The organism is Rummeliibacillus sp. TYF005 (assembly GCF_003844195.1).
Classification (GTDB): Bacteria; Bacillota; Bacilli; order Bacillales_A; family Planococcaceae; genus Rummeliibacillus.
The window spans coordinates 36,231-62,849 of sequence record NZ_ML122545.1 but is presented as its reverse complement, the minus strand read 5'-3'; the positions used below and the strand labels follow the sequence as shown (position 1 = coordinate 62,849).

The window sequence follows — 26,619 nt, the reverse complement described above, 5'->3', positions numbered from 1 at the left end:
TTAAAGTTCTACGCCCATATCTTTTGCTTTAGCAACAACTTCTTCGATAGAACCTACAAGACGGAATGCATCTTCAGGTAATTTATCATACTTACCTTCAAGAATTTCTTTGAAGCCACGAACTGTATCTTTTACGTGTACGTAAGATCCTTTTTGACCTGTAAATTGTTCAGCTACGTGGAAGTTTTGAGATAAGAAGAATTGAATACGACGAGCACGTGCTACAGTCAATTTATCTTCATCAGATAATTCATCCATACCTAAGATAGCGATAATATCTTGTAATTCGTTGTAACGTTGTAATGTAGCTTGTACTTGACGAGCAACATCATAATGTTCTTTACCAACAATTTCAGGTGACAATGCACGAGAAGTTGAAGCCAATGGGTCAACGGCAGGGTAGATACCCATTTCAGAAAGTTTACGTTCAAGGTTTGTTGTAGCGTCTAAGTGAGCGAAAGTTGTAGCTGGAGCCGGGTCAGTATAGTCATCGGCTGGTACATATACCGCTTGGATAGATGTTACAGAACCTTTGTTTGTTGATGTGATACGTTCTTGTAAACGACCCATTTCAGTTGCAAGTGTTGGTTGGTAACCTACGGCAGAAGGCATACGACCTAATAATGCAGATACTTCAGAACCTGCTTGAGTGAAACGGAAAATGTTATCGATGAATAATAGAACGTCTTGTCCCATTTCATCACGGAAATATTCAGCCATTGTAAGACCAGTTAATGCTACACGCATACGAGCACCTGGTGGCTCATTCATTTGACCGAATACCATTGCTGTTTTTGAAATAACGCCTGAATCGCTCATTTCATAGAATAGGTCGTTCCCTTCACGAGTACGTTCACCTACACCAGAGAATACGGAAATACCACCGTGTCCTTGAGCGATGTTATTGATAAGTTCTTGGATTAATACGGTTTTACCTACACCAGCACCACCGAATAGTCCGACTTTACCACCTTTGATATATGGTGCTAATAAGTCAACTACTTTAATACCTGTTTCAAGTACTTCAACATTTGTTGAAAGTTCTTCGAAAGTAGGAGCTTCACGGTGAATTGGATCACGGCGAGCTTCTGCTGGAATTGGATCTGCTAAGTCGATTGTATCACCTAATACGTTGAATACACGACCTAATGTTACTTCACCAACTGGTACTGAGATTGCAGCACCTTTGTCAGTTACTACTGCGCCACGTTGTAAGCCATCTGTTGATGACATTGCGATGGTACGAACAGCGTTATCGCCTAAGTGAAGAGCTACTTCTAAAGTAAGTGTTACAGCGTCTTCGTTAGGACGTTTAATTTCTACAGTTAGCGCGTTATTGATTTCTGGTAATGTGTTGTTATCGAATTGTACGTCGACAACTGGACCCATTACTTGAAGAACGTGTCCTGTGTTCATACTTGTATTTCCCTCCTATCAAACTAATTACAGAAAGGTTAGGGAGTGGCCTATTCTAAGGCCGCAGCTCCACCAACGATTTCGGTAATTTCTTGTGTAATAGCCGCTTGACGTGCACGGTTATACAGAATTGTTAAGTCATTTATTAAGTCATGAGCGTTATCTGTAGCGCTCTTCATTGCTGTCATACGTGAAGCATGTTCACTCGCTTTACCGTCTAATAACGCACCATAAATCAAGCTTTCCGCATATTGTGGTAACAATACTTCTAGAATTGCTTCGCCAGATGGCTCAAATTCATAAGAAGCTGATGTTGTGCTTGTTGGAGTAATATCAGTAATTGGAAGTACTTTTTTCTCCGTTGGTTCGTTAGAAATTGCACTGATAAAGTGACTGTAGTACATATAAAGTTCATCATAAGTACCATCTGTGAACATACCAACAGCTTTACGAGCAATTTGTTTAATATCTGAAAATGAAGGTTGGTCAGGTAAACCAATTTCTTCATCAACTACGTTAAAACCTTGTTTTTTAAAGAAATCACGAACAACTCGACCAACCGCAAAAATAACGACGTCATCTTTTGATTGGTTACGACTTTCCATTCCATCAAGTGCTTTACGAATAACATTTGAGTTGTATGCACCTGCTAAACCACGATCTGAAGCGATCACAAGGTAAGCAGATTTTTTTACAGGACGAGAGACTAACATTGGATGTGCGCCATCTTGAGTTCCTGAAGCGATTGCTGCAACAACATCTTGAATCTTATTCATATATGGAACGTATGCTTTAGCATTTGCTTCAGCACGTGACATTTTTGAAGATGACACGAGTTGCATTGCGTTCGTAATTTTACTTGTACTAGTTGTAGATTTAATACGTTGTTTTACTTCGCGTAATGATGCCACTGGTATTTCACCACCTTACCGTTTTATTTTAAAATTCACATTTATGCAATCTTACTCAGCTGAAGGAGCGAAAGTTTTTTTGAATGCATTGATTGTTGAAGCCATATCTTCATCAGATGGAAGGCCTTTAGTAGTGCGAATTTGATTTAAAACGCCGGCGCCGTTTTCATCATTAACATCTAACCAAGCATATAATTCTTGTTCGAAACGAACGATGTCTTGAACTGGGATATCATCTAAGAATCCTTTAGTCAATGCATATAGAATTACAACTTGTTTTTCAACTTTAATAGGTTTGTTAAGATCTTGTTTAAGTACTTCTACTGTACGTTTACCACGTTCAAGTTTTGCTTTAGTAGCGGCATCAAGATCAGAACCAAATGCAGCAAATGATTCAAGTTCACGGAAAGCAGCTAAGTCAAGACGTAGTGTACCGGCAACTTTTTTCATTGCTTTGATTTGTGCAGCACCACCAACACGAGATACAGAAAGACCTGCGTTGATCGCTGGACGAACACCTGAGTTGAATAAGTCAGATTGTAAGAAGATTTGACCATCAGTGATTGAAATTACGTTTGTTGGAATGTAAGCACCGATATCGCCTGCTTGAGTTTCAACGAATGGAAGAGCAGTAATTGAACCGCCGCCGTAAGATTCGTTCAATTTAGCAGCACGTTCTAGTAAACGACTGTGTAGGTAGAATACATCACCAGGGTAAGCTTCACGACCTGGAGGACGACGTAATAATAATGACAGTTCACGATAAGCAGCTGCTTGTTTAGAAAGATCATCATATACGATTAATACGTCTTTACCTTGAAGCATTAATTCTTCACCCATTGATACACCAGCGTAAGGAGCTAAGTATAATAATGGAGCTGGAGAAGAAGCTGCTGCAGTAATAACGATTGTGTAGTCTAATGCACCGTTTTTACGTAAAGTTTCAACTAAGCTACGTACAGTTGATTCTTTTTGACCGATTGCAACATAGATACATGTTACGTTTTGGTCAGCTTGGTTTAAGATTGCATCGACTGCAACAGATGTTTTACCTGTTTGACGGTCACCAATGATTAATTCACGTTGACCACGACCAATTGGAACTAAAGCATCGATTGCTTTAATACCTGTTTGTAGTGGTGTATCAACTGATTTACGAGCCATTACACCGAAAGCAGGGCTTTCGATAGGACGAGTTTTTGTAGTATTGATTGGACCTTGTCCATCAACTGGTAAACCTAGTGGGTTTACAACACGACCAATTAGTTCTTCACCAACTGGTACTTCCATAATACGACCTGTACGACGAACTTCATCGCCTTCTTTGATGCCTTTAGCAGGGCCTAGGATAACGATACCAACGTTATTTTCTTCTAGGTTTTGTGCCATACCAAGAACACCAGTAGAGAATTCAAGTAATTCTCCAGCCATGACGTTGTCTAGGCCGTGAGCACGAGCGATACCGTCACCAACAGTGATGATTGTACCAACTTCGCTAACTTGCATTTCAGATTGGTAATTTTCCATCTGTTTTTTAATAAGTCCACTGATTTCTTCAGCTTTGATGCCCACGTTTGTCACCTCTCAAATGATTATTGGATTAACCGATCAATTCACGTTGTAAGCCAGCAAGTTTTGTTGCGACTGAGTTATCGTAAATTTGGTTTCCGATTTGAACTCGAATTCCACCAAGTAGTGTTGCATCGATTTCGTTTGTAATATGAAGCGCATTTTTTCCTACTTTTTGAGCAAATACAGTAGAAATGCGTTGTGTTTCATCTTCTGTTAGTGCACGTGTTGAGAAAACAATTGCATCTGCAACACCTTGAGCATTGTTAGCTTGAGTAACGAATGCATCAATTACATTAACTACTTCATGAATGCGTTTTTTATCAACTAAAAGTTTTAATGCATTCACAATGATTGGTTGTACAGAAGCGAACAATTCAGAAAGGTTTGCTTTCTTTTGTTCTGCATCGATTTTTGGAGAATCAAGTAACTTAAATAGTTCTTGGTTTTCTTCAAATGCGATTTTTACTTCACGTAAATCTTCTGTTACTTCATTTAGAAGATTATGTTCTTGTGCTAATTGAAACAAAGCTTTAGCATAGCGATTCGCTGCAGTCGATTGACTCATCGATTTTCCCCTGCCTTCGCAATCGTTTCTTCAATTAGAGAACGATTATCTTCTTCTGAGACTTCTTTATTAAGTACTTTAGATGCTGCAAGGACAGAAAGTGAAACCACTTCTTCGCGAACAGCGGCGATTGCTTTTTCTTTTTCAGTCTCGATGTCACGTTTTGCTGATTCTTGTAAACGCACTGCTTCATTACGAGCAGCTGAAACAATCTCTTCTTTTTGAAGATCTGCTTGTTTCTTAGCGTTTTCAACAATCGCTTGCGCTTCTACACGAGCTTCTTTAAGAAGGCTACGTTGTTCTTCTAATAATTGTTTAGTTTCTTGACGGCTTTTTTCAGCTGCGTCTAAGTCACCAGCAACTTGTTCTTCACGTTGTTGCATAATTCCCATCAATGGACCCCATGCGAATTTTTTCAAAAGAAGCATTAGGACGATGAAAACTATTAATGTAACCAGGATATCTCCCCAGTTCACGCCAACATGAGCTGCTTCACCTAGTGATAGATAGTCTAAAAACACGATTGTTTCACTCCCTTCAAGAGCTTAGAGTTCAAATCATTTATGATTGGAATCTTAGTAAGATGTAAATTCTAAAGGAATTTTGCCCTTCAATTATAGGCATAAGGAAAGGCGAAGTATTCCTTAGATGAAATTTTCTTCGCCATTTCATAAAACAATTAAAGACGATTATTTGTTCATTACGATAAATGCGATAACTACCGCGATGATTGGAAGGGCTTCGACTAATGCTACCCCGATGAACATAGTTGTTTGAAGAACGCCACGAGCTTCTGGTTGACGAGCGATACCTTCTACTGTTCTAGAAACGATTAAACCATTACCAATACCTGCACCAAGTGCACCTAAACCAACTGCGATTGCTGCTGCTAATAAACCCATTGTAAATTTTCCTCCTTGGAAATGTTATATTTTTTTGTGGTTGTCAGCTGTTTAGCTAATGCTACTGCTAAACAATTTATACTTAATGGTCTTCACTCACTTTGTGAGAGATATAAACCATTGTTAACATAACGAAAATAAATGCTTGGATTGAACCAATGAATATGGAGAATCCTTGCCATACTAATGTTGGAACTGCGGCTGCAAAAAAGCCCATAAAATGCCAGCTTGTTCCTAAACCTGCAAGTAATCCTAAAAGAATTTCACCTGCATAAATGTTACCGTAAAGTCGTAGACCTAATGTCAATGTATTCGCAAACTCTTCAATGATTTTCAGTGGGAATAAGAAAAGCATTGGTTTTGTAAACGTACCGATATAATGGTTCATACCACGTAGTTTAACACCATAGTAGTTTGATAATACTAGAATCATTACGGCTAGAGTCATTGTGATTGTCGGATCAGCTGTTGGTGATTTCCACCATAGTTCTCCATTTACTTGAACTGAGAAAGGAAGACCAAGCATGTTCGCAACAAAGATGAACATTATCAATGTGATTCCTAATACATGGAATCTACCACCTGTTTTCCAGTCCATATTGCTGTTGACGATATTCTTTACGAAGTCCATGATCCACTCCATAAAGTTTTGCATACCTGTTGGTTTTAACTTCAGATTTCTAGTAGAAATGAAAGCAATTAAGAAAACAATTACAGCTGTAACCAGTAATACTAAAATATTCGCTGGGTTAAATCCTAATCCCCATAACTCAAAATGCGGATTTTCATGTTGCACTTTGCATTCACCTCACTTTCAAATGTGCTTATTGGTTTTTTACATGAAATACGATCCTGTCTACTAAAAGCAGAACGTACGGAATCATTAGCCCAATGACCACACTCACTAAGTGAAAATACTTTGGCCAAGTAATCGCTACTGCGGCAGCTGCAACACCAGATGCAAAGCGTAAGCCCATCCCTAGAGACGGTGCTTTTTTCCCTTCACTTAATGCTCGGTCAAAGCGTTCCATTCTTCGGACGAGAATCCAAAAGTTATATTGACCAAAAAGCACACCTACTGCGAGACCAGCAAATACAGTTTTGAATGATGTAAATCCCCAGCCTAACGCAAAAAATGCAAGCAAAAAAAAGAAGGCTTTCTTCTGCATAGCAAAAATTTGATGCAATTCTAGCATTGGTCTTTAATCTCCTGAATCTTATTTTCTTCGAATGATGGAAGTATAGCTGACCACCGAATGGATGTCTGATAAGTAGTGTAAAACTACACTGGGGTGGAAGCCGTTTAAACTCACATTTGAGTTGAATCGGATCCAAATGGTGAGAGATAAGCTTTTATGATAAACCACCGCCTCATAAGGACATCTAATAGACGTACAAAAACCGCTAAAATTTTACAGAAAATAGTTTTAACTGTAAAATTAGTAGAAACTTGGTATCTAAAGAGTTTCCATTATGATTTTTGAGCATGAAACCCTTATCATTCTTACCCTTTGTAAGCATACAATAGTGAATATTTCATGTCAATTGGTTAGAGTGAAAAACTTCACAAGCAATATTACTTTGTCAAATTGTAGACAAATTTTGAACAAAATATTTCAATTTTGTATCTGTTTTTAGAATATTATAAAAACCCCACAAATTAAATGGAATAATTTGTGGGGATATTATTACAAACTATTTGTTGATAAAAATGAGAGTAATGATTCTACTATTCTTTCAGAAGCATGTCCATCGCCGTAAGGATTGGATGCATGCGCCATTCTTTCATATTCATGATGATTGGTTAACAATTCTTTTGCCAAATGATATATTGTATCCTCATTTGTTCCTGCTAATTTTAATGTACCTGCTTTAATACCTTCTGGTCTTTCCGTGGTATCTCTTAATACAAGTACTGGTTTACCGAGAGAAGGTGCCTCTTCTTGAACACCACCTGAATCTGTTAAAATCATAAAAGATCTTGAAGCAAAATTATGAAAATCAAATACTTCAAGTGGTTCAATCAAATGTACTTTTGGTTCATCCCCCAAAATTTCGTTAGCAATTTCTCGAACAACTGGATTTAAGTGCACGGGATATACAACTTGAACATCATTGAATTCTGTTAACAAACGTTTAATAGCCTTAAACATATGGCGCATAGGTTCACCTAAGTTTTCTCGACGATGAGCAGTTAATAGAATCATACGATCTTGTCCTAATTGTTTTAATACAGGATGATCATAATGATCGCTAACTGTCGTTTTCAGAGCATCAATAGCTGTATTCCCGGTTACTACAATACTATTTTCTTTTTTATTTTCAATCAGCAAATTTTGTTTTGCTTGTTCAGTAGGCGCAAAATGAATGTCTGCCATCGTTCCTGTAAGCTGACGGTTCATCTCTTCTGGAAACGGAGAATACTTGTTACCCGTTCTTAACCCAGCTTCTACATGTCCAATAGCAATTTGGTTATAAAATGCAGCTAAGCTCGCTACAAATGTTGTAGTTGTATCACCGTGAACAAGTACGATGTCTGGCTTCGCTTCTTTCATAACCTCATCAAGTCCTTCAAGACCTCTAGTAGTGACATCTAGAAGCGTTTGTCGATTCTTCATGATGTTCAAATCATAATCAGGTGTGATCTTAAATGTGTCTAGAACTTGGTCTAACATTTGTCGATGTTGAGCTGTTACGGTTACTATTGTTTGAATTTCGTCCGAATGCTTTTTCAGCTCTAATACGAGCGGAGCCATTTTAATCGCTTCTGGACGCGTACCGAATACTGTCATTACTTTCCACTTTTTAGACAACCGAAGCACCACCTATATTATTCATTATTTTGTTCCAAATAAACGGTCGCCGGCATCTCCTAGACCCGGTACGATATATCCGTGATCATTTAGTTGTTCATCCAATGCTGCAATAAAGATATCGATATCTGGATGTTCTTTTTGAATTGCTTTTACACCTTCTGGAGCTGCAATTAAGCACATGAATTTAATATTTTTTGCACCGCGTTTTTTTAGTGAGTTAATGGCTTCAATTGCTGAACCTCCTGTTGCTAACATTGGGTCAACAATAATATAATCACGTTCTTCTAAATCAGCTGGGAATTTTGCATAATATTCAACTGGTTTTAGTGTTTCTGGATCGCGATATAAACCAATATGAGCTACTTTAGCAGCTGGGATTAGTTTTAATACTCCATCGACCATACCTAATCCAGCACGTAGAATTGGCACAACTGCAATTTTCTTACCTGATAATACTTTTGTTTTTGTTGTTGTAATTGGTGTTTCAATTTCAATTTCTTCAGTTGGCATATCACGAGTAATTTCAAATGCCATAAGTGTTGCCACTTCATCAACTAATTCACGGAATTCTTTTGTTCCTGTGTGTTTATCACGAATATATGTTAGTTTGTGTTGAATTAATGGATGGTCAAAAACGAATACTTTACCCAAGAAGATCTCTCCCTATTTAATATTTATCTTGCTTATTATAACAGAAAAGATTCATTCTTATGTATTTTTTTGAAATTATCGTATTTCGTTCAAAATTTCATTTACTTGTCCTATAGATAAAGGTTTATAAAAGTAATAACCCTGACCTACATCACAGCCAATTTCTCCTAGCTTTTCAACTTGACTTTTATCTTCGATTCCCTCAACTACAGCTTTAACATTTAAATTGTCCGCTAGTTGTAACATGGTTCGAATAATGGCAAATGTTTTCGGATCATTCATATTGTCAATAAAACTTTTATCAATTTTAATCTCCGCAAAATCTAATTGAGTTAAGTAATTCAGAGAAGAAAAACCTTTTCCAAAGTCGTCCATAGATGTTGCAAATCCATAAGATTTTAAATGATTAATAATTGTACTCGCTTTTTTCAAATCGACTAACCCAATACTTTCTGTTATTTCTATTTTGATATATTTTGGATTCACACGATATATATCTAGTTTGTCGACGAGATTACATACAAAATCTTGTTCATAAAAATGCTGTGGAGATATATTAATAGACACTTGATACAATGGTAATCCTCTACTTTTCCGTTCACAGAGCCAATCTAACACATTATCTAAAATCATATTTTCAATATCAATTATTTTCCCAGTACTTTCAGCAAGTGGTATGAATTGATCTGGGTAAATCATCTTACCAGTTTTCGTTTGCCACCGAGCTAATGCTTCAAAACCAATGATTTCATTAGTTTGTAGAGATACTTTTGGTTGAAGATATGGTATGAATTGCTTTTCTTTTATGCCATGAATGATTAAATTGTACATTCTTCTTTCGTGTTTAATTCTATTATTATCTTCATCATCGAAAAATTGAATATTATTTCCAGGCTCAAGCTTTGCTTTTGAAAAAGCTTGATCTGCCCTTCTAATACTTTCATCTAGTTGCTGATAACTTTCAATTGGAGATAGCCCTACACTTAATGAGACAAAAACTTCAAAACCATCTATTATAAATGGCCTTTCTACAAGTTGTTCTAAGACATGTTTTTCATATTGCTTATAGTTAAAATCAACAAAAACAATCAATGCGTTTGTAGCGAATGAAGCTACTACTAAGTTTCTGTTTTCTTTATAACTACTCATCCTATCCGCAATTTGAGTCAATAAATCATAACCTGCTTTACGTTCATAAAGATTAACTATATCTTCATATTCTTTAGGAGATATTATGCAAACATAACCTTTCGAACATTCTGGAAATTTTTCTTGTACTTTCTTTTTAAAATATGCCAGGTTATATAATCCTGAGTTTGGATCTTTCGTAATTTGCTCAAGCATTATTTTTTGATAACTATCATATTTAACAATTGATCTAATCACTGTTGTTAATTGTTGAAAAAGTGCAAGATTAATACTCTCTAATGGCCATTTGTTAGAACATGCAACAATGAATACGCCTCTTACTTTATTTTCATCATCTTTTAATGCAAATAAAACCGCTTTATTGTATCGAGAACATATATCATGTGATGGTAAGTACATATTAGGTTCTAGTAATACATTTTTTATGATATATTGTGAATTCTTACTTAGTAGTTTTTTAAAATATTTATTATAAGGGATGATATCATCTTTGTTAAATGCGTTTATCGTTTTGTTCGTAAAACTTTCTGATAGAAATATTTTCGCACTATCATCTTCATTATAAATCATTACACTACAAGTAATATTATTGGACGTGTATTGTTCAATTTTTTTGAAGAATCCCTGTAATATTATTTCTGGGTTTTCTTCATCGTTATACTTTTCTAAAACCCAATTTTGAATATCTGAAATTAATTTATTTTTCTTTTGTTCTGTTCTATTATAAAAAGTTGCCATATATAGCTTTCGAGAAGTTCCACTAAATTGCAGTGGATGAAATAATACTTTGCAATGAACGATAGCATTATCTTTTGTGGTTATGAACATTTCCTTGCTTAACCGTTTTGTTTTTGAAATAGCTTTATGTAATTCTTCTTTTATCATTGAAAAAAAGGACAACCCTTTTACTTCTTGCTTTTCGTATTTGGTCATAGTTTCAAAGCTTCTACTTGAAAACAGTATAGGAAAATCATCATTTTCTGTATCAAATACTACAAAACCACCAAGAATTTTGCTATCTATCTTATCATCAAAATTTTGAAACCACTCGATTAAATCATTGGACAATTGAGGCAAATCGTTTTCCACTTAAATTATCCTCCCCTATAAACGCACAAAACAATACTATTTTACTAAATAAAAAAAGCTACTTTTGGATTATACCAAAAGTAGCTTTTTTTTACACTTATTTCGTATAAATTGGGTGTTTATCTGTTAGGACTTTAACACGTGTAATTGCATCTTGTTTAACTGCTTCGTCTTCTGGATTTTTTAAAACATTAGCAATAATAGAGGCAACTTCTTTCACATCTTCTTCTTTGAAACCGCGAGATGTAATAGCAGGTGTACCAATTCGAACACCAGATGTGATAAATGGACTTTCTGGATCGTAAGGAATTGTATTTTTGTTTGCAGTGATGTTCACATCATCTAGAAGTTTTTCTGCTACTTTACCTGTTAGGCCTAGAGAACGTACATCTAATAATAATAGGTGATTATCTGTACCATCTGATACAAGTTTAATACCTTCTGCTTGTAATGCTTCGCCAAATACTTTTGCGTTTTTCACAACTTGGTGGATATATTCTTTAAATTCAGGTTGAAGTGCTTCGCCAAATGCAACAGCTTTACCTGCGATAACATGCATTAATGGACCACCTTGAATACCTGGGAAGATGGATTTATCAATTTTCTTACCCCATTCTTCTTTGCAAAGAATTAGTCCACCACGTGGGCCACGTAAAGTTTTGTGAGTAGTAGATGTTACAAAGTCAGCATATGGTACAGGGTTTGGATGAACACCTGCAGCAACAAGACCTGCAATATGAGCCATGTCGACCATGAAATACGCTCCTACTTCGTCAGCGATTTCACGGAATTTAGCAAAATCAATAATGCGTGGATATGCAGATGCACCTGCCACGATCAATTTTGGTTTATGTTGAAGTGCTTTTTGACGAACATCTTCATAGTCGATTACGTTTGTATCTTCTGTCACACCATATTCAACAAAGTTATATTGTTTACCTGAGAAATTGACAGGACTACCGTGTGTTAAGTGACCACCATGAGATAAGTTCATACCTAAAACAGTATCGCCTGGTTCTAAGATAGTAAAGTATACGGCCATATTGGCTTGTGCACCTGAATGTGGTTGTACATTTGCATATTCAGCGCCAAAGATTTCTTTTAGGCGATCACGTGCAATATCTTCAACAACATCCACATGTTCACAACCGCCATAATAACGTTTACCAGGATAGCCCTCAGCATATTTGTTTGTTAATACAGAGCCTTGTGCTTCTAAAACTGCTTTAGAAACAATATTTTCAGAAGCGATTAACTCAATATTCGCTTGTTGACGAGCAAATTCTTTTTCAATTGCTTCAAATACTGCTTTGTCTTGTGACGCAATAGTTGACTGATCTAGTGCTGCTAGATTTTCCATTACACCTATTCCCCCTAATTTCTACTCTTTGTTGTATACTGATCTCTCGCCACCTATTAGTTTTGGACGAGTTTTTGCAACTGTCACGACTGCCTCTCCAATTTTTGAGATAGAAGTGCGGACAGGAATTGCCACTTTTTTTAAGTGCATACCAATTAATGTTTGACCAATATCAATTCCTGCATGAGCTTGAATTTCTTCAACTACTACAGGATCTTTAAATTGGCTATAAGCATACGTTGACATCGAACCACCAGCTTTTTGAACAGGGATAACAGAAACAGGTTCTAATCCATATTGTTCTGCTGCAGCTCTTTCTATAGTTAAGGCGCGATTTATATGTTCGCAACCTTGAAACGCTAAATAAAGTTGGTGTTTTTCAGCAAAAGACTTTAATGGTTTATACAGAGCTTCTGCTATTTCTAAACCACCAGCTGTACCAATCTTTTGACCTTTTACTTCTGATGTTGAGCATCCTATAACGAAAATTTGCCCATTACGGAAAGTCACTTGTTGTTCAAACTGAAATAGCAATGATTCGAGCTGTTCTTCAATTTGATGTAAGTTCATCGTTTAAGACCTCTAATCTAATTATTGTTCTTGTGCTTCTATTTCTGAAATTTTGTTGATGCGACGTTCATGACGACCACCTTCAAAGTCTGTTGATAACCACGTTTGAACGATTTCACGTGCAAGTCCTGGTCCAATGACTCTTTCTCCCATTGCCAACACATTTGAATCATTGTGGCAACGTGTTGCTTTAGCACTGAATACATCATGTACTAATGCACAACGAACACCTTTTACTTTGTTTGCAGTAATGGACATTCCAATACCAGTTCCACAAATTAAAATACCGCGATCAAACTGACCACTAGCTACTCCATTAGCAACTGGTAAGGCATAGTCTGGGTAATCTACTGAATCAGATGTTTTTGGACCAAAGTCTTCATAACTAATACCAAGTTCTTCTAGCAAAGCTATGATTTCTTTTCTTAAATTATTACCACCATGATCTGATGAAATTGCAATTTTCAATGGGTTCCCTCTTTTCAATTGTTCTTTTCATCATCAGTTTACCACTTCTATATGTATAATGACATATTTTCTACTCAATTGCGAGAGGCAATTTTTAAAAATACGAATAATATTATTTTTTATCATAAATTTATCATGATATTATAAGTAAATCACGAATATATTTTTAAATTTCAATATATTAATTCGTGATTTAACTCTAATTGATTAAGTTTTAGATCAAATCTATGTGATTATGGAGAGAATCCAACGCTAGTTTGAATGCGACTAGGAGAAGATTTCATAAAATTGCTGGGTGAAAAGATAAAAAAGAGCGGAAGAAAAAGGCAAATTGCCATCAAAATAAGACGACAATTTGCCTTGTATGATTAGGCTATTCCTATGTCCTAACCGGTTAGCTATAGAAGCTAGCTTCAATATTAGTTTTCAAATTTTTGAATCATTTGGTATAGCTCTTCAGATTGTTGTTTTAATATATGAGATAGTTGGTCGATTTGTTCAATGGATCTTACTTGATCATCTGTTGCTGTTTGTACTTCCATTGCTCCTGCAGAAGTTTGTTCAGCAATAGCTGCTACCTCTTGAGATTGATGGGCCGTTTTTTCAATGTTATGTAATTGTTTCCCTACAAATTCTGAAATTTCCACAATTGAATCTGCCATTTCTTTAACCATTGCAGACATTCCATCAACAGCAGATGTTGTTTCGGAAATACGTGCTACTTCACCTTCCGCAATATTAACTTGCTCAGTCATTTTCCCAACGACTGTTTGAACATCTAATTGAATTGTTTGGATTAATTCCGTAATACCTTTTACAGCTTCTGCACTTTCATCTGCAAGTTTACGTACTTCTTCTGCTACTACTGCAAATCCTTTACCTTGTTCTCCTGCTCTTGCCGCTTCGATAGAGGCATTTAGTGCAAGCAAGTTAGTTTGTTCAGCAATGTCACCAACTAACTGAATAATTTGTTCTACTTTTAACGCGTTTTTTTCAAGTTGGTGAATATCTTTAAGAGCTAATTGGTTACCAGATGTTATTTTTTCAATACCTTCTACTAATTGGTTAATAGCATTTGTTGTATAATTTAGCTCACTCATCATTTTTGTTGATTGGTTTGATGATGTGATGGCACGTTGATTGACCTCTTCTGCCAATATACGAACATCTTCTAGTGCTTCCGCTGTTTCTTGAATAGCAATTGCAGAGCTTGTAGCACCTTCTGAAATATTTGAAATCGTTTCAGCAATCGATTCCGTTTGTTTGGAAGCTTGTTCAGTCTCTTCAGACAAATTTAATACGGTTTTGTTCGTTGTTTGGAAATTTTGATTGATACTTGCGACTATTTTACGTAGACTTACAAGCATTGTTTGAAATGCTTCTGATAATGAACGAATTTCATCTGAGCTATTTGGCATTTCTACATCTTTGCTAAGTTTCCCATCTGCAGCTTCAATTGCTACATGTTCTAGTTTTTGCAAAGGTTTTACTAATAGTGAACTGAATAATCCAGCTAAAATGCCGGACCAAATGATTCCCAAAGAATATGTAATGATTTGAAATACCCCGTCTTTTACGTTTGGGAAAAATTGAGGTTGTAAATACTCGATAAAGAAGTAACTAACACTATAAGTTATAACTGCTAAGATAGTTACAAATAGGATAAGTTTCTTTTTTAGTCCAAAAGAATGTTGCACACTTTTTTTTGCCATGCTTACTCCTCCAATATTTTCTTTTCAAGTCCATCCATCAATGTACTAAGTTCTTGGAACGTCTTGCGATATGTCTCAATATCGCCACCAAACGGATCTAATACATCTAAGTCACTCGATTCAGTGACATATTCTTTTAATGTAAATGTCTTATCCGCTACTTGTGGAAACACTTGTAAAAGTGATTCTTTATGTCCAGAAGTCATGGTTAAGATTAAATTGGCCCATTGAAGGTCTTCCAATGTAATTGGTTGTGAAGTATGGTCGTAGGAAATTTGCTTCTCCTGTAACACAATTTCCGAGTTATGTGACATGGGGCTTCCAGGCATTGCATAGATTCCTGCTGACTTCACACTGATTTCTGGTAGTTTTTTTGATTTTAAAATAGCTGCTGCCATTGGGCTTCTACAAGTATTTCCTGTACATACAAAATAAATATTCATCTGATATCCTTACCTTTCATTATATAGTAAAACACTTAATTAGTAATCTATTTTTACAAATTAAATGAAAAAATACCCATCAAAAGTAACACTACTCCTGCTATTAATTGCATGTATATTCCTATTTTTGATGGGATTTTTTTATGTAAAACTAGCGCAATATATGAAAATAGAAAAGCAAATACTCCCATACTACAAACGAGTAATGTTTCTTTTAATTGAAGCATACCAAAAGATACACTAACTGAAAAGGTATCTAAACTAGTAGTGATGGCTAATATGGTTACAGGAATTTGAGCAGCTTTATGATCTTTTACTGCTAGTAATAGTTGTACACCTATCATACTTAATAATATACCTGAAATATTTTGTGCAAGGTTTGATATATAAGCGGCAAGCCATTCACCAAAGAGAAAACCAATATAGGGGAAAATCATATGGAGAACACCTGTCCAAAGTGATAGCCAAAAGCGATATTTCACTTGGGGTATTAGTATATAAATCGTCAACACATCCATAGCTGTAATAATAGCAGCAATAATTTCTTTCACAAAGCTCCTCCATTCAATAGGAATCGTCTTTTATCCTATGAATGCTGAAACATTCATATGCTGAAATTTTAAAATGATGCTCGGGGTGGATTATATTTTTCTATTATTCGCGGGAGGATTTTAATTCTTTCCTTTTCTTTGGCGCGGACAATTAAGAGCATTTTTCTTTTGGAGGTTGTCGTTGCTTTTGGGATAGGGATTTTATTGGTAATTGGTAAATTGGTAATTGGTTATAATTTTGTTTGCTGATTAGCACAACTCGTGGGGTCTTTTGCACAACTCATGGCTCCTTTTGCACAACTCACAGCTTCTTTTGCACAACTCGCTGCTTCTCTTGCACAACTCACAGCTTCTTTTGCACAACTCACAGACCCTTTTGCACAACTCAGCTTCTTTTGCACAACTCGCTACTCTTTTTGCACAACTCAGGCAGTTAAAAAAAATAAAGCAGCTGTTTTCCAGCTGCTTGTTAAAAATTCCTTCTATAATATAGAGTTATTTTAGTTTATACCATTTACCGCCTGCGGATTTTTCGAGGCGATTCATAATGGCAGCTCCTACTCCTTGAGTAGTTGTAACTGTTGCAAGTACTACATCGGCTGTTGTTAAATCACATGCTCGTAATGCATGAAAAAGGTTGGCCGCCATATCTTCTTGTGTTTCTCCTAAAGTGAAAAACCATTCTGGCGTTAGTTGCTCAAAATCTTGTGGTGCTAATAGAGCAACTTTGTGTCCTTGTTGTTGCAGTTGCTGTATGGCAGACGCAACTTGGTTTTTGTCTTTTTCAATTAACAAAACCGGTGCATTTGGTGCATAATGCTTGTACTTCATACCTGGAGCACGAGGAGCACCTTGTTTTTGTTCAATATGAGTAGGTTGTTTTACTGGACCGATTACTTTTTCGAACATTTCCTTTGTAATTGCTCCTGGCCGTAAAATAACTGGTGTTTCTAATGTAAGATCAATAACAGTAGATTCTACGCCAACTCCAGTTGCTCCACCATCCAAAATCAATGGGATTTTGCCTGTTAAATCTTGTTCAACATGAATTCCTTCAGTAGGACTCGGTTTGCCACTGCGATTAGCGCTTGGAGCAGCTACCGGCTTTCCTAGTTTTTGCAATAGCTTTAAAGCAACTGGATGGTTTGGCATACGAATTCCTACTGTATCCAATCCAGCTGTTACGCTTTCTGCAAGCACATTGGGCTTAACTTTAAAAATCATCGTTAATGGGCCAGGCCAAAATGCATCCATACATTTTCTTGCCTTGTCTGAAATATCCGCTACATAGTTTTCAAGCTCATCGAAAGTACCAATATGTACGATTAATGGATTGTCCGATGGTCTTCCCTTTGCTGCATAGATTTTTTTAACTGCTGTGTTATTTGTTGCAATCGCTCCAAGTCCATATACAGTTTCTGTCGGAAATGCGACTAATTCTCCAGCATTTAACAAATCCACAGCTTGTGAATAACTTTTTTCGGAATCCACATTATTATCCACAATTAGACGTTGTGTTTCCATGTTGTTACCTCCCGATATTAAAGAGTTTTCAGAAAGTTATGCACAATTTGTTGATAACGTTGGTTAGATTGTGGACAATTTACCAAATATTGTGGGTAACTCTAATCTTTGTCTGAAAATAGACTCTTAAACCATTCTATTATAAAAAATTTAGGTTTTTCTTCTTTCTTTTCTTCTACCTCATCACGGTAGCAAACTTTCGGAAATAATCCACACCACCAATTATCTCCCTTTCCTGCACCGATTGTCACAACAATTGCTTGATACTTATCTTGTGCATATATCTTATCTTGATAACGCTTTGGTGGAAATAATGCATCTTTTGTTGTGACTTTAATATTGTCTGTTTCTAATTTTGTAGCTAATTTATTTTTGATCTCAGCTTCAATTGTTGATAGATTTACTTGACCAGTAGAATTCAATACTGCTTTATCTAAGATTGGTTTGATTTCATTTACTAATTGGTGTTTATATTGTTGATCTGCAGATGAATTGCTATTGGCGATAATCCGAAATCTTGGTTGCTCTAGTTCAACGCTATATTGCTCCGTTAAATAGCTTTGAACGACCATAAGGATTAATTGTATAAGTAAAAGTGCAGTTATAAATTGCAAAAGTATTGTCACTTGAGATGGTTGTTTTGGTTGTTTAATCGTGTAATATGATAATTCTTGTGGTTGTTTGATATTATAGTAATCTTCTATCATTTGTATCCCCTCCATGAAACTATCATGGACAAATAGATTACTATTTATTCATCTATTTCACAAAAAACCATACGATTTTTTCCATTGATATCTTTTATGATTTCAACATTGGCTTGTGGAAAGTTTTCTTTAAATAGTGCGGCAACTGCTGGGCCCTGCGCATACCCGATTTCCACACCTATAAAACTTGGTTTGGTCATTAGACTTGGAAGATTTTTTGCTAGTCTTTTATAAAGTGCTAGTCCATCATCTTCTGCAAAAAGTGCCGTATGTGGTTCATGCTCTAGTACAACTTCAGACATTTCAGCCGCTTCTTCATAGGCAATGTAAGGGGGATTAGATAAGACAACTTGCCATTTTTGTTGAGAGATTGGTACTGTTAAATCGCCCTCTTCAAAATGGATTTCTGCATTGAGCAGCTTCGCATTTTTTTTTGCTACTTTTAACGCATCGGATGAAATATCTGTTGCCGTTACTTGTAAAGTGGGGATTTCTTTTTTCATTGTAATGGCAATGGCACCACTACCTGTCCCTATATCCGCTAACTGAATCGTTGGTTGTGCACCAAAAAGTCGCTTTATCCTTTTGGTTGCTTCTAGAATGAGTTCTTCCGTTTCAGGTCTAGGAATGAGAACTGATTCGTTCACTTGAAAAGTACGGCCATAAAACTCTTCCTCACCAATGATATATTGGATAGGCATTCCCTGTGCATGAGATTCAACCATTTGCCAATAAGTTCGGCAATCCTCTTCTTCAATCTCATCATGCATACTTACTAATAATTCTGTGTACGATTTTTTTAATACATGTTGTAAAAGAAGTCTTGCAGCAATTTCCTCTCGACCTTTATCCCGTAAAAAAGAAGAAGCCCCATTCAGGGCCTCATATATAAAATTAAAGTGCTGTGTCATTTAGTGCATCCAATTTTTTGGCTTGTTCTTCTAAAATCAATGCATCGATAATTTCATCTAATTTACCTTCGATAATTTGGTCGAGTTTTTGAATTGTTAAGCCAATACGGTGATCTGTTACACGGTTTTGTGGGTAGTTGTAAGTACGGATACGTTCAGAACGGTCCCCTGTACCAACTGCAGATTTACGTTCTGCATCGATTTCACTTTGTGCATCTTGTTGTAATTTATCATAAACACGAGCACGAAGTACTTTCATTGCTTTTTCGCGGTTTTTAAGTTGTGAACGTTCATCTTGCATAGCTACTACGATACCTGTTGGGATATGTGTCATACGTACAGCAGATGCAGTTTTGTTGACGTGCTGACCACCAGCACCTGATGAATGATAAATATCTACTCGGATATCTTTGTCTTGAAGATCAAGTTCTACTTCTTCTGCTTCTGGCATTACAACAACTGTCGATGTTGATGTATGGACACGGCCTTGAGATTCTGTTTCTGGTACACGTTGAACACGGTGTGCGCCACTTTCATATTTAAATTTAGAATACGCACCTTGACCGTTAATCATAAAGACGATTTCTTTATAACCACCAAGTTCTGTTGGGTTTGCATTCATTACTTCAATTTTCCAACCTTGTGTTTCAGCGTATTTACTGTACATACGGAATAGTGAGTTTGCGAATAATGCTGCTTCGTCCCCACCTGCAGCACCGCGAATTTCCATAATAACGTTTTTATTATCATTAGGGTCTTTAGGAATCAATAAAATTCGAAGACGTTCTTCAAAGTCACGAATTTGTTTTTCTAAATCGCTAACTTCTTCTTTGACCATTTCTTTCATGTCTGGGTCTAGTTTTTCTTCTAGCATTTCTTTTGCATCAGCTAGTTGTTCTTTTGCTGATTTATATTCACGATAAACTTCTACAGTTTCTTGAATATCAGATTGTTCCTTTGAGTATTTAGCTAATTTTTTTGAGTCAGATACGATATCTGGATCGCTTAGAAGTTCATTTAGCTTTTCATAACGATCTTCAACAGCTTGTAGGCGATCAAACATTATTTTTCACCGATACCTTTCTATTTACAATTTATTTATTTGTATTATATATGTGAATCAATTTCATAAATCTATTTTTTGTTTATAAATATGAATGGTTGAATATATACGATATCCATTTACAGATTTTCAGCTATAGACAACATTTTATAGAAACTATTTAATAGAAATTAGTATCAAATGAGTCACATTCCATTTGAAAAAACTTGAGTTATGAAATTAATTCAGTTGCTGACATAAGTTACTGATATATCATTTATATCTGTACAGCTACGGCGCTCTCTTTTGTTCGTTAGGGTTAGACGAGTCGCTCATTTTTGATGTTCCTTTAATAGTATAATGAAAAAAAGCCACTATCGCTACTCTTTTAGAACGGAGAAGATTGTTATTTTATGTTTTTTCAATCATTTAGGTGTATTTCACTTGTGTTTTGGCATTACTTTATTCATATATTAACCCCGAACTTTACTTCCATTCAAAAAAGGAGCAGCTATTGCCACTCCTCTTTTCTATTTTATTATTTCACCATATTTGTTTGGCCTGCTGGTACTAAATGGTGGTGACGGCAACGAGGTTCGTATGCTTCTGCAGCACCAACTAAAATTACGGGATCGTCTACTTTTGCAGGTTGTCCATTAATAAGTCTTTGCGTTCTACTTGCAGGTGAACCACATACACTACAAACAGCTTGTAGTTTTGTTACTTGCTCAGCAATTGCCATAAGTTTTGGCATCGGACCGAATGGAACACCTTTAAAATCCTGATCAAGTCCTGCTAAAATTACACGGTATCCGTGATTAGCTAATTCTTGAACAGTATCTATAATATCTTCACCAAAAAACTGTGCTTCATCAATCGCGATTAAATCAAAATCATCTGTAAGGTAATTCCACATTTCTTTTGATTGTTCGATTGGATGAGCAATTACTGTCGAGCCATTATGACTTACAACAGCTTCTTCACTATAGCGATTATCAATTTTAGGCTTAAAGACAGCAATTTTTTGTTTCGCAAATTGTGCTCTGCGCACTCGTCGAATCAATTCTTCAGATTTTCCTGAAAACATACTGCCACAAATTACTTCAATCCAGCCGTTTTGAGTCATTACGTACATTGACCAGACTCCTTTCAAAAACATATATTCAACATCATACCGAAAAAAAGCCAAAATACCTCTCTTTTTTTCGACAAAATAATGTGTTATAGGTAGAATCAATTTCTTTATACTACATGAAAATACTTTTTATCGCAAGAAAAATACCTGCCTTGCGGTAAAGTGCTAGGCAGGTATTTTAAATTTCTAAAGAAATTATTTAAGACCGTATTTTTTGTTGAAACGATCCACACGTCCATCAGCAGACGCGAATTTTTGACGGCCAGTATAGAATGGGTGACATTCGCTGCAAAATTCAACAGTGATGTTTTCTTTTACTGAACCTGTTTTAAATGAATTACCACAAGAGCAAGTTACTGTTGCTTCTTTGTATTCTGGGTGAATTCCTGGTTTCATGTTTGGTATCTCCTCTCGCCCTGAACCATCCGGAACAGAGTATTATAAGAACTGTTGCCTTACACGACCCAGATTAGTTTGTCGCATATGCAACGCATATGAAATGCATTGTCCATAGTATAACAAGAAATTTAAAAAGGTGCAACACAAAATTAGGCTGGAAAAATAGCATACATTCTATAATGTATTAGATTAAACCTTTACCATTTCTAGCAGCTTTCATATCAGAATTCAGTGTATCGAAGAATTCTGTATTTGTCTTTGTATTGCGTAATTTTTTCAAAAAGCGCTCTGCAAAGTCTGGTGAATCTGAAAATGTCTTGCGAATCGCCCATAACTTATCTAATTGAGCTTTTGGTATTAGTAACTCTTCTTTACGCGTTCCTGAACGTCTAATATCAATTGCTGGGAAGATACGACGTTCTGCAAGATTACGATCTAAGTGTAGTTCTAAGTTACCTGTACCTTTAAACTCTTCATAAATTACTTCATCCATACGTGATCCCGTATCGATAAGAGCTGTTGCTAGGATTGTTAAGCTTCCGCCCTCTTCTATATTACGTGCAGCTCCAAAGAATCGTTTTGGTCTATGAAAAGCTGCTGGATCAATCCCACCTGATAATGTACGACCACTTGGTGGAATTACTAGATTATATGCACGTGCAAGTCGTGTGATAGAATCCATTAAGATGATTACATCCCGTTTATGTTCTACAAGACGCATTGCTCGTTCTAAAACAAGTTCTGCCACTTTTACATGATTTTCTGGTAATTCATCAAAGGTTGAGCTTACAACATCTGCTTTAACAGAACGTTCTATATCAGTTACTTCTTCTGGACGTTCATCGATTAACAAGACAATTAGTTCTGATTCTGGATATTTTTCTGTAATTACATTGGCGATTTCTTTTAATAATAATGTTTTACCTGCTTTTGGAGGAGCAACTATTAATCCACGTTGTCCAAATCCAACTGGCGCAACTAAGTCCATGATACGAGTAGATAGTTTCGTAGGAGTTGTTTCTAGTTTGATTTGTCGATCTGGGTATAGTGGAGTGAGCGCTGGGAAATGTACACGTTCTTTTGCTGTTTCAGGATCTTCTCCATTAACAGCTTCAACATGTAAAAGTCCATAGTATCGTTCGTTTTCCTTAGGAGGACGAACTTTACCAGTTACTTTGTCGCCATTACGAAGACTAAATCGACGGATTTGCGATGCAGAAATATAGATATCTTCTGAACTTGGTGAATAGTTAATAGGACGTAAGAATCCGAAACCTTCTTGTTGAATAATTTCTAATACACCTTCCATGAAGAAATAGCCTTCACTTTCAGCACGTGATTTTAAAATAGCAAAAATCAATTCTTTTTTTGTCAACTTACCATAATATGAAATCTTGTATTCACGTGCAAGCGCATACAGGTCCTTTAATTTCATATCTTCTAGTTGAGAAATAGTTTTTGTCGTCATAGGCAATAACACCACTCTTATATAATATTGTTTTACAAATTTGAATTTTGGTATGTGAGTTTTACGAGTTTTGAATGGAATGAATTTTTAAGAAGAAGCCCGGCATGACACCGGGCAGTAAAAAATTGAAGTTTAGTCTTGCATATATAGTTTTGGTTTTTTAGTTAAACTATGTCTGCCTTCGATAAAACGAACAGTACCTGATTTTGCACGCATTACAACGGATTCAGTTGTGCAGAAGCTTCCTTTAAATTGAACTCCTTTTAACAACTCTCCATCTGTTACTCCAGTAGCTGCGAAGATGGCATCATCGCCTTTTACTAAATCATCCATTTTCAACACTTTGTTGACTTCAATCCCCATTTTATGGCAACGTTCAATTTCTTCATCATTTGAAGGAACTAATTTACCTTGGAACTCTCCGCCAAGACATTTTAAGGCAACTGCTGCGATTACACCCTCTGGTGCACCACCTGTACCAAATAGAATATCTACACCTGTTTCATCAAATGCTGTGTTGATAGCTGCCGCTACATCACCATCTGAGATAAATTTAATACGTGCACCAGCAGCACGAATTTGATCTACGATTGGTTGATGGCGTTCACGGTTTAATAATGTAGCTACGACATCCTCGATATTTTTATGTTTTGCTTCTGCTACTGCACGTAAGTTGTCAATAACAGGGGCTTCAATATCGATTTTACCTGCTGCTTCTGGACCAACTGCAATTTTTTCCATATACATATCAGGGGCATGGAGTAAGTTACCACGATCAGCAATAGCTAATACTGTTAAAGCATTACCGCTTCCAGCTGCTACGATGTTAGTACCTTCTAGTGGATCAACTGCGATGTCAACTTGTGGACCATTAGGGTCTGAGCCTAGTTTTTCACCGATGTAAAGCATAGGCGCTTCATCCATTTCGCCTTCACCAATTACAACAACTGCATCCATTGGAATTGAATCAAATACTTGGCGCATTGCTGTTGTAGCTGCGTCATCTGCTTCCATTTTCAACCCACGGCCCATCCATCTTGCTGAGGCGATTGCTGCCGCTTCTGTTACACGTACTACTTCCATTGATAAACTGCGTTTCATTTTTTACTGTTCCTCCCGTTTTCCAGCCTTTTTGACCGGAATCGTTTCAAACTAAATCTATTATAGCACACAGAATATTTTCTGCAGATTTTTTTCAGCTTCATCGCTTATTAACAATGTAATAAGAACTACTACAGGAAATCTACATTATCTATTGGTCACGCTGCTCTTGTTGTTCGGTTCGATTGATTCCCTACGTATATCAGCACCTATGGCTTGTAGTTTAGTGATAATATCACTATAACCACGCTCTATGTGATAAATATCGTGGATTTCAGTCTCACCTTTTGCTAGTAGCCCTGCTATAATTAGCGCAGCCCCTGCACGCAAATCTGTTGCAGTAACTGTTGCAGCTTCTAAGTTGCTAGGACCTGTGATAATGGCAGAACGTCCTTCTACTTTTGCGTTTGCATTCATTCTAATGATTTCATCAATGTGTTTAAATCTAGCAGAATAAATCGTATCCGTTACAATAGAAGAACCTGTTGCCTGTGTTAGAAGAACTGTAAATGGTTGTTGTAAATCTGTTGGGAATCCTGGATAAACAAGGGTTTTAATATCAACTGATTTTAAAGCATCTGTTTTTGGAATAAGAATCCGTTCTTCTTCTTCAATAACCTTTACGCCCATTTCCCGTAATTTGGCAGTCACTGCTTCCAAGTGTAATGGAATAACATTATCAATTATGACACCATCACCTACGGCAGCAGCCATAATCATATATGTTCCTGCTTCAATACGGTCAGGAATAATTGTATGGTTTGTACCATGTAATTCTTCAACGCCTTCGATACGAATCACATTCGTACCAGCACCTTTTATCTTGGCACCCATATTCGTTAAAAGAGTGGCAACATCAATAATCTCTGGCTCTTTTGCGGCATTTTCAATAACTGTTTTACCTTTAGCCAATACTGCTGCCAGCATAATATTAATCGTAGCGCCGACACTGCTAACATCTAAATAAATCTTCGCACCATGTAGCTCTTCAGCACGTAGATAAATGGCACCATGTTCATTAGTCACTTGAGCTCCTAATGCTTGGAAACCTTTAATATGTTGGTCAATTGGTCGAGGGCCTAAATGACATCCACCTGGTAAACCAATGACTGCTTTTTTAAAACGCCCCAACATTGCACCCATCAAATAATAAGAAGCTCGTAATTTTTTCACATTGCCATTAGGTAATGGCATATCAATCATTGAACGAGGATCGATTATCATATGGCCATCTTTAAATTCTACTTCGCCACCAATTTCCTCAAGCAATGCTTTTAATGTCCAAACGTCTAAGATTTCTGGTAATCCTTCAATCGTTACAGGAGAATTTGCCAAAATAGAAGCTGGAATTAAAGCTACTGCACTGTTTTTAGCACCACTTACTTTAATCGTTCCTTTTAGATGCTTTTCCCCTGTAATTTTATATACGTCCATGTGAATCTCCTTATATTATTTATCTTTGTTTGCCCAATCTTTCATAAATCCTTCGATACCTTTATCAGTTAAAGGATGTTTAAATAATTGTTTTAAAACTTTAAAAGGTGTTGTAGCAATATGCGCACCTGCTAAAGCAGCTTCTGTAATATGTTGTGGATGACGAATAGAAGCGGCAATGATTTGAGTTGAAATTTCGTGAATTGCAAAAATTTCAGCAATTTCACGTACTAGTTCTGTTCCATCTTGACCAATATCATCTAAGCGACCTAAGAATGGAGAAACATATGTTGCGCCAGCACGTGCAGCTAATAATGCTTGGTTTGCGCTGAAGATTAACGTTACATTTGTTTTGATACCCTCTTTTGAAAGAGTTGAACATGCAGTTAATCCATCTGGTGTCATTGGAAGTTTAACTGTGATATTAGGAGCGATTTTAGCTAATTCATGACCTTCTTTGATCATACCTTCAGCATCTAATGAGATAACTTCTCCACTTACTGAACCATCAACTAATTCTGCGATTTCTTTTAAACGATCATGAAATGAAATGTTTTTTTCTTTTGCAACTAAAGAAGGGTTGGTAGTTACACCAGAAATGATTCCCCATGCATGTGCTTCTTTTATTTCTTCAAAATTTGCTGTATCAATAAAAAATTTCAATTTATATTCCTCCTGAATGATGGAAAAAATGGAGAAGATTCGATTTTCTTACCGATGTCT

28 protein-coding genes are annotated in these 26,619 nt (G+C 36.3%); all 28 read right to left on the bottom strand.

Translation table 11 applies throughout. The annotated features are described in order from the left end of the window. Positions 1 to 1,416, bottom strand: coding sequence for a F0F1 ATP synthase subunit beta (gene atpD, locus CW357_RS05065; protein WP_119414107.1), 1,416 nt, complete (start codon positions 1,414 to 1,416; stop codon positions 1 to 3). A 50-nt stretch (positions 1,417 to 1,466) separates the two neighbouring features. Then, positions 1,467 to 2,327, bottom strand: coding sequence for an ATP synthase F1 subunit gamma (atpG, locus tag CW357_RS05060; protein ID WP_119414106.1), 861 nt, complete (start codon positions 2,325 to 2,327; stop codon positions 1,467 to 1,469). Positions 2,328 to 2,378: 51 nt separating this feature from the next. After that, positions 2,379 to 3,899 (bottom strand): F0F1 ATP synthase subunit alpha, encoded by a 1,521-nt coding sequence (gene atpA / locus CW357_RS05055; RefSeq protein WP_119414105.1) that lies wholly within the window; start codon positions 3,897 to 3,899, stop codon positions 2,379 to 2,381. 28 nt (positions 3,900 to 3,927) lie between these two features. Continuing rightward, positions 3,928 to 4,464: a F0F1 ATP synthase subunit delta gene (locus tag CW357_RS05050; RefSeq protein ID WP_119414104.1), complete on the bottom strand. Its 537-nt coding sequence runs from the start codon at positions 4,462 to 4,464 to the stop codon at positions 3,928 to 3,930. Then, positions 4,461 to 4,985: a F0F1 ATP synthase subunit B gene (gene atpF, locus CW357_RS05045; protein WP_119414103.1), complete on the bottom strand. Its 525-nt coding sequence runs from the start codon at positions 4,983 to 4,985 to the stop codon at positions 4,461 to 4,463. Before atpF ends, CW357_RS05050 begins: the two co-directional genes overlap by 4 nt. 168 nt (positions 4,986 to 5,153) lie before the next feature. After that, positions 5,154 to 5,366, bottom strand: coding sequence for a F0F1 ATP synthase subunit C (atpE, locus tag CW357_RS05040; protein ID WP_066791746.1), 213 nt, complete (start codon positions 5,364 to 5,366; stop codon positions 5,154 to 5,156). Positions 5,367 to 5,448: 82 nt separating this feature from the next. After that, positions 5,449 to 6,162, bottom strand: coding sequence for a F0F1 ATP synthase subunit A (gene atpB / locus CW357_RS05035; RefSeq protein ID WP_119414102.1), 714 nt, complete (start codon positions 6,160 to 6,162; stop codon positions 5,449 to 5,451). Between the two features lie 28 nt (positions 6,163 to 6,190). Continuing rightward, entirely contained in the window at positions 6,191 to 6,562 is a 372-nt protein-coding gene (locus CW357_RS05030; RefSeq protein WP_119414101.1) for an ATP synthase subunit I, read from the bottom strand. Between the two features lie 492 nt (positions 6,563 to 7,054). Next, positions 7,055 to 8,179 (bottom strand): non-hydrolyzing UDP-N-acetylglucosamine 2-epimerase, encoded by a 1,125-nt coding sequence (gene wecB / locus CW357_RS05025; protein ID WP_119414100.1) that lies wholly within the window; start codon positions 8,177 to 8,179, stop codon positions 7,055 to 7,057. A gap of 24 nt (positions 8,180 to 8,203) precedes the next feature. Continuing rightward, a complete protein-coding gene (gene upp, locus CW357_RS05020) occupies positions 8,204 to 8,833 on the bottom strand; it encodes a uracil phosphoribosyltransferase (protein WP_119414099.1) in 630 nt (209 codons plus the stop codon). A 75-nt stretch (positions 8,834 to 8,908) separates the two neighbouring features. Next, positions 8,909 to 11,071 carry an EAL domain-containing protein gene (locus CW357_RS05015; RefSeq protein WP_119414098.1) on the bottom strand — a complete coding sequence of 721 codons (2,163 nt, stop codon included), beginning with the start codon at positions 11,069 to 11,071 and terminating at the stop codon, positions 8,909 to 8,911. Positions 11,072 to 11,168: 97 nt separating this feature from the next. Next, positions 11,169 to 12,431, bottom strand: coding sequence for a serine hydroxymethyltransferase (glyA, locus tag CW357_RS05010; protein ID WP_124217488.1), 1,263 nt, complete (start codon positions 12,429 to 12,431; stop codon positions 11,169 to 11,171). A gap of 21 nt (positions 12,432 to 12,452) precedes the next feature. Continuing rightward, positions 12,453 to 13,001 carry a TIGR01440 family protein gene (locus tag CW357_RS05005; RefSeq protein ID WP_119414096.1) on the bottom strand — a complete coding sequence of 183 codons (549 nt, stop codon included), beginning with the start codon at positions 12,999 to 13,001 and terminating at the stop codon, positions 12,453 to 12,455. 21 nt (positions 13,002 to 13,022) lie between these two features. Continuing rightward, positions 13,023 to 13,469 (bottom strand): ribose 5-phosphate isomerase B, encoded by a 447-nt coding sequence (rpiB, locus tag CW357_RS05000; protein ID WP_124217487.1) that lies wholly within the window; start codon positions 13,467 to 13,469, stop codon positions 13,023 to 13,025. A 419-nt stretch (positions 13,470 to 13,888) separates the two neighbouring features. Then, the gene (locus tag CW357_RS04995; RefSeq protein ID WP_119414094.1) at positions 13,889 to 15,181 is read right to left on the bottom strand and encodes a methyl-accepting chemotaxis protein; all 1,293 of its coding nucleotides are present in this window, start codon (positions 15,179 to 15,181) and stop codon (positions 13,889 to 13,891) included. Between the two features lie 2 nt (positions 15,182 to 15,183). Further along, positions 15,184 to 15,624: a low molecular weight protein arginine phosphatase gene (locus CW357_RS04990; protein WP_119414093.1), complete on the bottom strand. Its 441-nt coding sequence runs from the start codon at positions 15,622 to 15,624 to the stop codon at positions 15,184 to 15,186. A 53-nt stretch (positions 15,625 to 15,677) separates the two neighbouring features. Then, positions 15,678 to 16,175: a manganese efflux pump gene (locus tag CW357_RS04985; RefSeq protein WP_124217486.1), complete on the bottom strand. Its 498-nt coding sequence runs from the start codon at positions 16,173 to 16,175 to the stop codon at positions 15,678 to 15,680. A 230-nt stretch (positions 16,176 to 16,405) separates the two neighbouring features. Further along, positions 16,406 to 16,576: a hypothetical protein gene (locus CW357_RS18170; RefSeq protein ID WP_164489542.1), complete on the bottom strand. Its 171-nt coding sequence runs from the start codon at positions 16,574 to 16,576 to the stop codon at positions 16,406 to 16,408. Between the two features lie 94 nt (positions 16,577 to 16,670). Beyond that, positions 16,671 to 17,699, bottom strand: coding sequence for an L-threonylcarbamoyladenylate synthase (locus CW357_RS04980; RefSeq protein WP_124217485.1), 1,029 nt, complete (start codon positions 17,697 to 17,699; stop codon positions 16,671 to 16,673). Positions 17,700 to 17,800: 101 nt separating this feature from the next. After that, positions 17,801 to 18,406, bottom strand: coding sequence for a stage II sporulation protein R (locus CW357_RS04975; protein ID WP_164489541.1), 606 nt, complete (start codon positions 18,404 to 18,406; stop codon positions 17,801 to 17,803). Positions 18,407 to 18,450: 44 nt separating this feature from the next. After that, positions 18,451 to 19,317: a peptide chain release factor N(5)-glutamine methyltransferase gene (gene prmC / locus CW357_RS04970; protein WP_124217483.1), complete on the bottom strand. Its 867-nt coding sequence runs from the start codon at positions 19,315 to 19,317 to the stop codon at positions 18,451 to 18,453. Further along, positions 19,301 to 20,380, bottom strand: coding sequence for a peptide chain release factor 1 (gene prfA / locus CW357_RS04965; protein WP_124217482.1), 1,080 nt, complete (start codon positions 20,378 to 20,380; stop codon positions 19,301 to 19,303). The genes prmC and prfA overlap by 17 nt, the downstream gene beginning before the upstream one ends. A gap of 517 nt (positions 20,381 to 20,897) precedes the next feature. Next, the gene (locus CW357_RS04960; protein ID WP_119414087.1) at positions 20,898 to 21,494 is read right to left on the bottom strand and encodes a thymidine kinase; all 597 of its coding nucleotides are present in this window, start codon (positions 21,492 to 21,494) and stop codon (positions 20,898 to 20,900) included. A gap of 195 nt (positions 21,495 to 21,689) precedes the next feature. Further along, the gene (rpmE, locus tag CW357_RS04955) at positions 21,690 to 21,890 is read right to left on the bottom strand and encodes a 50S ribosomal protein L31 (protein WP_119414086.1); all 201 of its coding nucleotides are present in this window, start codon (positions 21,888 to 21,890) and stop codon (positions 21,690 to 21,692) included. A gap of 187 nt (positions 21,891 to 22,077) precedes the next feature. After that, positions 22,078 to 23,361, bottom strand: a complete 1,284-nt coding sequence (gene rho / locus CW357_RS04950; protein ID WP_119414143.1) for a transcription termination factor Rho — start codon at positions 23,359 to 23,361, stop codon at positions 22,078 to 22,080. Between the two features lie 132 nt (positions 23,362 to 23,493). Then, a complete protein-coding gene (glpX, locus tag CW357_RS04945; protein ID WP_119414085.1) occupies positions 23,494 to 24,462 on the bottom strand; it encodes a class II fructose-bisphosphatase in 969 nt (322 codons plus the stop codon). 147 nt (positions 24,463 to 24,609) lie between these two features. After that, positions 24,610 to 25,896, bottom strand: coding sequence for a UDP-N-acetylglucosamine 1-carboxyvinyltransferase (locus tag CW357_RS04940; protein WP_119414084.1), 1,287 nt, complete (start codon positions 25,894 to 25,896; stop codon positions 24,610 to 24,612). A gap of 15 nt (positions 25,897 to 25,911) precedes the next feature. Beyond that, positions 25,912 to 26,559, bottom strand: coding sequence for a fructose-6-phosphate aldolase (fsa, locus tag CW357_RS04935; protein WP_119414083.1), 648 nt, complete (start codon positions 26,557 to 26,559; stop codon positions 25,912 to 25,914). Positions 26,560 to 26,619: the final 60 nt, after the last annotated feature.

Coding starts and splice junctions, on each gene's coding strand:
- atpD (WP_119414107.1), bottom strand. CDS start 1,416: ATGAACACAGGACACGTTCTTCAAGTAATGGGTCCAGTTGTCGACGTA.
- CW357_RS05050 (WP_119414104.1), bottom strand. CDS start 4,464: ATGAGTCAATCGACTGCAGCGAATCGCTATGCTAAAGCTTTGTTTCAA.
- atpE (WP_066791746.1), bottom strand. CDS start 5,366: ATGGGTTTATTAGCAGCAGCAATCGCAGTTGGTTTAGGTGCACTTGGT.
- CW357_RS05030 (WP_119414101.1), bottom strand. CDS start 6,562: ATGCTAGAATTGCATCAAATTTTTGCTATGCAGAAGAAAGCCTTCTTT.
- glyA (WP_124217488.1), bottom strand. CDS start 12,431: ATGGAAAATCTAGCAGCACTAGATCAGTCAACTATTGCGTCACAAGAC.
- CW357_RS05005 (WP_119414096.1), bottom strand. CDS start 13,001: ATGAACTTACATCAAATTGAAGAACAGCTCGAATCATTGCTATTTCAG.
- CW357_RS04995 (WP_119414094.1), bottom strand. CDS start 15,181: ATGGCAAAAAAAAGTGTGCAACATTCTTTTGGACTAAAAAAGAAACTT.
- CW357_RS04990 (WP_119414093.1), bottom strand. CDS start 15,624: ATGAATATTTATTTTGTATGTACAGGAAATACTTGTAGAAGCCCAATG.
- CW357_RS04980 (WP_124217485.1), bottom strand. CDS start 17,699: ATGGAAACACAACGTCTAATTGTGGATAATAATGTGGATTCCGAAAAA.
- CW357_RS04975 (WP_164489541.1), bottom strand. CDS start 18,406: ATGATAGAAGATTACTATAATATCAAACAACCACAAGAATTATCATAT.
- prmC (WP_124217483.1), bottom strand. CDS start 19,317: ATGACACAGCACTTTAATTTTATATATGAGGCCCTGAATGGGGCTTCT.
- prfA (WP_124217482.1), bottom strand. CDS start 20,380: ATGTTTGATCGCCTACAAGCTGTTGAAGATCGTTATGAAAAGCTAAAT.
- CW357_RS04960 (WP_119414087.1), bottom strand. CDS start 21,494: ATGTACGTAATGACTCAAAACGGCTGGATTGAAGTAATTTGTGGCAGT.
- rpmE (WP_119414086.1), bottom strand. CDS start 21,890: ATGAAACCAGGAATTCACCCAGAATACAAAGAAGCAACAGTAACTTGC.
- rho (WP_119414143.1), bottom strand. CDS start 23,361: ATGACGACAAAAACTATTTCTCAACTAGAAGATATGAAATTAAAGGAC.
- glpX (WP_119414085.1), bottom strand. CDS start 24,462: ATGAAACGCAGTTTATCAATGGAAGTAGTACGTGTAACAGAAGCGGCA.
- CW357_RS04940 (WP_119414084.1), bottom strand. CDS start 25,896: ATGGACGTATATAAAATTACAGGGGAAAAGCATCTAAAAGGAACGATT.